Origin of the sequence: Legionella tunisiensis, from assembly GCF_000308315.1 — a bacterium.
In the GTDB taxonomy this organism is placed as follows: domain Bacteria; phylum Pseudomonadota; class Gammaproteobacteria; order Legionellales; family Legionellaceae; genus Tatlockia; species Tatlockia tunisiensis.
In genome coordinates, this window is the sequence record NZ_CALJ01000218.1 from 1 (window position 1) to 6,231 (window position 6,231).

Below are 6,231 nucleotides of genomic sequence, written 5' to 3' on the forward strand. Positions count from 1 at the left end.
TTTCAGGTTAGATAAGAACTATTTTTGCTTAACGTGTTAGAGTCATCAGTTATCCAGCTGCCTTTAGGCGAACATCTTGGTCGTTATATATGATGGATCATTTTGCGTTCCATTATAACCTTGGTTTCATCCTGCAAGCACTGGCGGTTTGCAGAACATTTAACCCCGCAGTTAAACTTTTGTTACTGGATGTACGTCATTACAGTTCCCCTAAGGAATTGTTGAAGCTGATTATTGTGGTTACAGAACATCTAACCAATTCTGAGGAAAACCAGGTATTTTTTGCCAAACAACTTGAAGGGATGCTGAGTTATCCAAGGTGTTTCTATCTTGATAACTTGTTCCGGTATCGGCAACGCCGCCAGACGTTGCCATAATCGATTAGTGGAGCACTCGTGAACCTCAGAAATTAAGCGTGTCTTCAAAACCAAAATTACGCATATCTTTTATACGTTGTGGAAAAAGTATGCCATCAAGATGATCACATTCATGCTGTACAACTCTGGCATGAAAACCCTCTGCAGTTCGCGTGATTTTATTACCTTGTAAATCGTACCCACTATACATAATTTTATAAGCACGAGGAACCAAACCCCGCAATCCCGGAACACTTAGACAACCTTCCCAGCTTTCGATATTTTCTTCACTAAGGACCTTATAGCTCGGATTAATCAGAATTGTAAAAGGAACGGGCTGTTCATTAGGATAACGTTCATTTTTTCAAAGCCGAACATGATAATTCTTTTATTACACCCTATTTGAGGCGCAGCAATACCAACACCTTGCTTTGCTTTCATTGTGTCCAGCATATCTTCAATCAGAGGTGGAATTTCAACACTATAAACATCATCGACTGTTAATGATGGAGTAGCTAACTGCTTATTACCCATTTTTACAATAGCTCGATTCGTCATCCCTAAAATCCTGTTTGTTAATAAGCAGCTATATCATAATGCATGATAGGTACGAATCTACCGGGAAAAGATTCGAACTTCTGGACTGTTTTAGCCCCCATATGCTTATAAAATCCCTCGGCATTAGGATCAGCTATAAGTTGAAAATGTTTCCAACCTTTGCCTATAGTATATTGTAGTGCATGCTGCCACATTAACTTCCCGATTCCTTGTTGAATTTTAGCCGGAGCAACAAAAATAAATCCAGCTCAGGTAATTTTTCTTCATTCATTTTAAAGGCATAAAGACCCACCAAGTGTTTATCCTGTTCCAAAAGGATAACTTCATTCTTTTGTAGAAATGATTCTTTAAGCCCCCATTTCTCCATAAACGTATCTAAAAATGGCGCTGTATACCCCCAAAATCCTTTGGATAAACGAATAAAATGATTAAGCTCCACCCATTCACTTGGATTGGCACAACGATACGTTATCATGATTCAAGTCACCCTGTTCGAAAAATTTGATACTACAATACGATTCCTACAAAGACTATCATTGCTCTATTTCATCTTCGACTAACTTTTGAATCCAACCTGGTTTATGCTACAGTCATCTCTCATTAAATAAACCCTTTTTATAATAAGCTCCTAATGTTTTTAGAGAGAGCAGGATGAAACAATTCGTATTAGCCACCCTCCTTACCTTAAGCACACTTTTTATTCAACCAGTCAAGGCAAAGGCACTTTCATCAACCGAAGCACAAATTAGTCGCTATGTTCTTGCTCAACGCGAAAATCAACTTAATTTATTAGAAAAACTGGTCAATATTAACAGCGGTACCGAAAACATCACCGGGATCAAACAAGTAGGAACTAGTTTAGTCCCTTTGTTTACTCAACTTGGTTTTGCAACACAATGGATTAATACTCCGGAAACAATGCATCGTGCTGGTACATTAATTGCTCAGCATCAAGGTCATACAGGTAACCGATTATTGTTAATTGGCCACCTGGATACTGTCTTTCCGATCAATAGCCCTTTACAAAAATTTATCCGGCAAGGAGATATTGCAACAGGTCCGGGGGTCATTGACGATAAAGGTGGTGTTGTGGTTATTCTGTATGCATTAGAGGCACTACATGAAGCGCATGCTTTAGACGATGCCACAATCACTGTCATATTAACCGGTGATGAAGAAGATTCGGGCAAACCAACCTCTATTTCAAGAAAAACATTGATAGAAGCAGCACGGCACAGTGATATTGCTCTCGATTTTGAGTGGGCTTTTACTGATGATACCGCTACAGTCGCGCGCCGAGGAATAAGCAATTGGCTCCTAAGGACACAGGGTAAAGAAGCGCACTCCTCTGAAATTTTTTGGAAAAACGGGTGACGGCGCAATATTTGAGTTAGCTCGTATTCTAAACCAGATGAGGCTTCAACTCTCTTCGGAAAAATACCTTTCATTCAATCCCGGTTTAATTATAGGTGGAACAACGACAAGCTATGATACACATCAATCAGCGGGTAAGGCTTTTGGTAAAACAAATGTAATTGCCAAAACAGCCATGGCCAAGGGAGATTTGCGTTTTCTCTCTACTTTGCAAAAGGAAAACGCTGAAAAAAGAATAACCACTATCGTCAATCAGCACCTGCCTACAACCAACGCATCTATTACTTTTGAAGAAGGTATCCCAGCCATGCCGCCAACCGCAAAAAATTTACAGCTTTTACAATTATATAGCAAGGTGAGTACTGCTTTAGGTTATGGCGCAATTAAGCCGCTTGATCCAGGATTGCGTGGAGCCGGGGATATTTCTTACATTGCCTCGCTTGTCTCTGCTAATTTAGCTGGCTTGGGTCCTGTTGGCACAGGCGCTCACTCTATTAACGAAACGCTGGCTGTTCCTTCATTATCGAAGCAAACACAACGTGCGGCTCTATTGATGTATCATTTACTCCAGAGTAACGCTAAAAACCGGACCGACCAACAAATGTAAGGGCCAGTGAATTTTACGCTGTTTTTTGAATTCCCCCAAGCGGTTTCAAGTTTTTTGAAAACTAAATTAATCGGATTACTTTGCTCACGTTTTTGGTATTCTTTTACCGATGACCAGGTATTCAAATAGCCAATCAACTGGGCAAAATCCATGCTTTTTTCAATAACAAAAGTCGGTGTAGCTAATTTTTCAAAAGGAAAAGGAATGGTACGGTATTCATCGTCAATAAAACGCCGCTCTTTGGGCCAATATTCATCACCTAAAATAGTTTCGTAAAGTTCTACAATAGCATCATCAAGCGCTTTAACACCAAAATTTCCTAAAGAATAACACCACGCTGCAATCATTGCCTTCGGCTTGCTAACACGGCGCACTTCCTGGTAGAACAAATCAAAGTTAAACCAATGCAAAGCTTGTGCAACTGTAATTAAGTCAATTGAGTTGGTCAAAATTGGAGTATTTTCCGCAGGGCAATTAAGGTAACGAATTGCTTGCTGTCGAGGAGCTACCTCTAGTTGCGATTGATTAATATCGGTCGCAATAATCTGGTCAAAATAATTGGTTAGCGCAACAGCAGCCTGCCCATTACCTGTTCCGCAATCCCAAACACAATCATGAACCTTTACTAAAGAAGATAAGTATTGATACAAAGAATTCGGATAATTAGGCCGAAAATTTAAATAATCCGCAGTTTGCTGGTTAAAATGCTTGATATAATCCATGTCAAAAGCCTCCTTGCTTATGATACTTTACCTCGCTGATAGGCTTGGTGCTGAGGTGTCAGGCTCTCTTTTGACCTACCCTCTTCCAGCTGATGAAGCCCTATTTGTGTCATGATTGCTACGGTTTGCTTGATGTCATAAATTTTGGCTCTAGTAGCCTTGACCGTCAAATTTGTCTGCTCAAACTCCGGTAGAGAGCCACGCGCCAAGACGTCTTTTTTAGTTAAATCACCATCAAATTCTACATTTCTCTTATCTGCTGCTTCCGGGATGAGCTGTTTTCCTTTCAAAATACAACGCTTAGCGAAATAATAAGTTTCTAATTCTTTATAAGTAAAGCTGGCCGCGACTTTCTCTGTCTTCGAATACATATCGAGAGAGGCATTTCTTGGTAGTTTTGGATCATGGCATAGAGGTTCCTGTACCTCGTTCCAACCAAAGATAGTCTGTATAGCACTAGTTAGTTTGTGTACCAGATATATTGTCAGAGGAACAGCAGCCAGAATATATAAAGCGGTAGAAACTGCTATCAGCGGAATTAAGGTCGGCATAATAATAGGAGCCACTGCCTCCCAGACCGCAGTAGCCAGACCTGCAGTAAAAAATAACTTCGTTACTAAAGACTGTTGATTTAACCAACTTAAAAATCGACTAAAATCAGAATCTTTTCTACCACTAACTTTATCCAGTAAAAAGCCAAGAACTTATCTACTAAAAAAGCAGTAATAATGCTAGAAACAGCGATATTCAGCATCAGCAATGTTTGAGCCGTCAACATAGGTATAATCATTGTTAAAGCAAAAACAGGCTGCATAGAAAATAATAAGACAAAAGCAACCGTTAGAGTGAGCTGCATTTTATAGCTTAAAATATATCGCGACACAGGAAGAATCAGATAATAAAAGGGAACCATAGCAGTATAATAAAATAAACTTCGCACCATTGTATAAAGGAAAAATTACGTTTTCTGCGCGCTTCATTATCAGCTTTGGTATCCGCTCCGAGGAATCGCGTTTCAGCAAGGCCGGCATAATTCATAGCATGGGCAGCTAAGGCATTAGGACCTTCTTTGTCCTTTGGCGGAATAACCTCAACCACATCCCAATCCTCTTTCCAAATACCAAAAGGAGAAACTGGATCTCCTTTATTTTTTTGAATACATACCGAGGGCTTCTGAGTTAATTCATCCCAACGATCAAAACGGCTTTTTCGCCAAGGGAAATAAAGCCCAGCGGGATTTAAAACCACGACACGTGACAGCTTCTCTCCCTGATGAATAGCTAAAAGCTCGGCTAAAGCCCCCCCCAAACTAATACCACAAACATGTGCTTTCTGTGTTTGTCTATCCAGCCATTCAACAATTTTCTTATATCCGCTGCGATAAAGTTTTTTCCCAGCGGTTTCAAACGCTTCCATGTCCGTTTTGATTTGTGAAAAAAAGCCTTGGCCAGCTGGGTAGGTAGTTCCCATAAAAATTAAATGAGGCTCCGCTAGCGGCTGATTAATGGGCTCCAGGCCATAGGCAAAAACCCTATCTTCATCTTTAATAAATAAAGCCTTAAAACCTCGTGTTGGTGTTAACTCAATAGGTACTACTTTATATTCTACTAATTCCCAGTGCTCATTAATCCATTGGGGTGTGGAGATGGATTCGTAAGGGTTAATATCACCATAGGGTAAGAGCGATAAGCAATTACTGAGAAATAATTGTGCTTGTTTAAATTGTAAAGGCGCGTTTTCAGGTGACACATTGGCAGACTGCAACTGCTCACAAATGTGTCGAAATCCTTCTTGAAAAGCTAATCGCATACCGCGCATTAACTCTGGATCGCGTCTCAGAAATACCGCTTTAATGACCTGTAAAGAAAGGAGATCTTTCCAACCATCTTGCCAACCCATCATTAATAGGCGCAAAGCATTTCTGGCAATAATGTTTGCTTGTTCCTGTGCAGTAGGTGCATCAACTGGTTTTTCAAAATTGGCTGATGCAAAAAATGGTAAATCCAAGCCTCCAGCATACACTTCGCCGCTACCCATATGATTTTACCTTAATCGCACTCAAAATTGAGTTCTATTCTATCATACTGTCATATAAAATAACAAAATGATAGGCATGCAAATAGTGCTAATTTACATCAATTTCTTGCTCAGGCAAGAAACCTCCAACTTGCGCATCCCACATAGCTTTATACAAACCATTTTTGGCAACCAATTCCTTATGATCACCATCTTCAACAATAATTCCCTTCTCAAATACTAAAATTCTATCCATATGGAGCAGTGTCGATAAGCGATGCGCAATAACTAATGTAGTTTTATCCTGCATCAACTCAAACAGCGACGCCTGAATCGATTCTTCAGTAATCGAATCCAGTTGAGATGTTGCCTCGTCAAGAATCAAGATAGGCGCGTTTTTAAGAATAGCACGCGCGATGGCCACTCGTTGTCTTTGACCACCAGAAAGCTTTACTCCTCTCTCCCCAACTAGGGTATCATAGCCTTGCGGCAAATTACTGATAAATTCATGGCAATGAGCTTGTTGTGCAGCGGCAATAATTTCGGCTTTTGTTGCCCCAGCTTTACCAAAACCTATATTATTTAACAAACTCCGGTG

12 protein-coding genes are annotated in these 6,231 nt (G+C 40.1%); 3 read left to right on the top strand and 9 right to left on the bottom strand.

Going from position 1 to position 6,231, the window contains the following annotated elements:
* The first annotated feature begins 89 nt into the window (after window positions 1-89).
* Entirely contained in the window at window positions 90-377 is a 288-nt protein-coding gene (locus BN58_RS12885) for a hypothetical protein (RefSeq protein WP_019217183.1), read from the top strand.
* A gap of 25 nt (window positions 378-402) precedes the next feature.
* Here the strand turns inward: BN58_RS12885 and BN58_RS36205 are convergent, their stop codons facing one another.
* From BN58_RS36205 to BN58_RS12900, 4 genes are read right to left on the bottom strand one after another with little or no spacing between them, the layout of a single operon-like run.
* Window positions 403-678 carry a peptide deformylase gene (locus BN58_RS36205; protein WP_332247985.1) on the bottom strand — a complete coding sequence of 92 codons (276 nt, stop codon included), beginning with the start codon at window positions 676-678 and terminating at the stop codon, window positions 403-405.
* The gene (locus tag BN58_RS36210) at window positions 672-914 is read right to left on the bottom strand and encodes a peptide deformylase (RefSeq protein WP_269570279.1); all 243 of its coding nucleotides are present in this window, start codon (window positions 912-914) and stop codon (window positions 672-674) included. The genes BN58_RS36205 and BN58_RS36210 overlap by 7 nt, the downstream gene beginning before the upstream one ends.
* Before the next feature lie 17 nt (window positions 915-931).
* Window positions 932-1,108 (bottom strand): hypothetical protein, encoded by a 177-nt coding sequence (locus tag BN58_RS37855; RefSeq protein WP_019217185.1) that lies wholly within the window; start codon window positions 1,106-1,108, stop codon window positions 932-934.
* Entirely contained in the window at window positions 1,108-1,389 is a 282-nt protein-coding gene (locus BN58_RS12900; protein WP_019217186.1) for a hypothetical protein, read from the bottom strand. Before BN58_RS12900 ends, BN58_RS37855 begins: the two co-directional genes overlap by 1 nt.
* A 176-nt stretch (window positions 1,390-1,565) precedes the next feature.
* Here BN58_RS12900 and BN58_RS34350 point away from each other — a divergent pair, with 176 nt between their 5' ends.
* Together BN58_RS34350 and BN58_RS34355 are read left to right on the top strand one after the other, a co-directional pair.
* On the top strand, window positions 1,566-2,288 hold the full coding sequence (locus tag BN58_RS34350) for a M20/M25/M40 family metallo-hydrolase (RefSeq protein WP_019217187.1): 723 nt from the start codon (window positions 1,566-1,568) through the stop codon (window positions 2,286-2,288).
* A 37-nt stretch (window positions 2,289-2,325) separates the two neighbouring features.
* Window positions 2,326-2,895, top strand: coding sequence for a peptidase dimerization domain-containing protein (locus BN58_RS34355; RefSeq protein ID WP_019217188.1), 570 nt, complete (start codon window positions 2,326-2,328; stop codon window positions 2,893-2,895).
* Here BN58_RS34355 and BN58_RS25165 read toward each other — a convergent pair.
* The 5 genes from BN58_RS25165 to BN58_RS25180 form a co-directional block, all read right to left on the bottom strand.
* Window positions 2,847-3,617, bottom strand: a complete 771-nt coding sequence (locus BN58_RS25165; RefSeq protein WP_051131908.1) for a class I SAM-dependent methyltransferase — start codon at window positions 3,615-3,617, stop codon at window positions 2,847-2,849. The genes BN58_RS34355 and BN58_RS25165 overlap by 49 nt on opposite strands.
* A gap of 17 nt (window positions 3,618-3,634) precedes the next feature.
* Window positions 3,635-4,168, bottom strand: coding sequence for a hypothetical protein (locus BN58_RS25170; RefSeq protein ID WP_040916536.1), 534 nt, complete (start codon window positions 4,166-4,168; stop codon window positions 3,635-3,637).
* An 89-nt stretch (window positions 4,169-4,257) separates the two neighbouring features.
* Entirely contained in the window at window positions 4,258-4,530 is a 273-nt protein-coding gene (locus tag BN58_RS28650) for a hypothetical protein (RefSeq protein ID WP_051131909.1), read from the bottom strand.
* Entirely contained in the window at window positions 4,509-5,654 is a 1,146-nt protein-coding gene (locus tag BN58_RS25175; protein ID WP_051131910.1) for an alpha/beta hydrolase family protein, read from the bottom strand. Before BN58_RS25175 ends, BN58_RS28650 begins: the two co-directional genes overlap by 22 nt.
* An 88-nt stretch (window positions 5,655-5,742) precedes the next feature.
* Window positions 5,743-6,231: ATP-binding cassette domain-containing protein (locus tag BN58_RS25180; protein WP_019217189.1), on the bottom strand; the 489-nt coding region annotated here is incomplete at its 5' end.